Below are 1,001 nucleotides of genomic sequence, written 5' to 3'. Positions count from 1 at the left end.
CGTACCGCAGTGACGGCACGTTCCTGTGGGAAGTCAACATGGGGCCGAACAGCCGTGACCAGAACAACATCGAGGGTGGGTCGGCCACGATCGACGTCGGCCACAACGACGGCGTCACCGTCTACGACTTCGACGGCGACGGCCGCGCCGAGGTCGCCGTGCGGATCGCCAACGGCGTCACCTTCGGCGATGGCACCACGTACAACGGCCTGCCCAACAACACCCGTCAGGCGATGGCCATCCTGGACGGGATGACCGGGGCGGCCCGCGCGACCGCGCCGGTGCCGACCGACTTCCTGTCCGACGGTCCGATGTACGCGCGCTTCGCGGCCTGCCACCTGGACGGCACCACACCCAGCCTGGTGGCTTACATGAAGAACCGTGTCGGCAGCGGCGGGTTCAACCTGATGGTCACCGCGTGGGACTTCGACGGCAGCAACGTCGACATGCGGTGGAAGTGGCTGCGCAACGGCAACCACCCCGACGGGCACAACAGCCGCTGCCTGGACGTGGACAGTGACGGTGACGACGAGTTCGTCGAGATCGGGTTTGTCCTGGACGGTGACGGCTCGCTGCTGTACTCGATGGGGGGCCGGGGCATCGTCCACGGCGACCGCTTCCACATCGCCGACATGGACCCGTCACGGCCGGGCCTGGAGGGCTACGGCGTGCAGCAGGACAACCCCAGCGGCCTGCACGAGTACTACTACGACGCCGCGACCGGCGAACTCATCTGGGAGCACTACGGCTCCGGCGCGGACGTCGGCCGCGGCATGGCCGGTGACATCGACCCGAACCACCCGGGCATGGAGGTCTGGTCCTTCGACGGGCTCTACAACGCCCCCAGCAACCGGCTGACCGAGCCCAACACCAGCCTGCGGCCGTGGCCGCAGATGGGCCTGTGGTGGGACGGCGACATCACCATGGAACTGTTCAACGACGGCAAGATCGAGAAGTGGGACCCGGACAACCCGACCCCCACCAACAGCCTGCCGCGCCTG

1 protein-coding gene is annotated in these 1,001 nt (G+C 67.8%); it reads left to right on the top strand.

The window, feature by feature from the left end; all coding sequences use genetic code 11:
• The coding region (locus tag ABD317_RS37250) for a rhamnogalacturonan lyase family protein (RefSeq protein ID WP_486389038.1) at positions 1-1,001 on the top strand (1,001 nt) is incomplete at both ends.

The organism is Streptomyces synnematoformans (assembly GCF_039531005.1).
In the GTDB taxonomy this organism is placed as follows: Bacteria; Actinomycetota; Actinomycetes; order Streptomycetales; family Streptomycetaceae; genus Streptomyces; species Streptomyces synnematoformans.
Note: the sequence above shows the minus strand (reverse complement) of the source record. Positions and strands in the feature narration are given on the sequence as shown.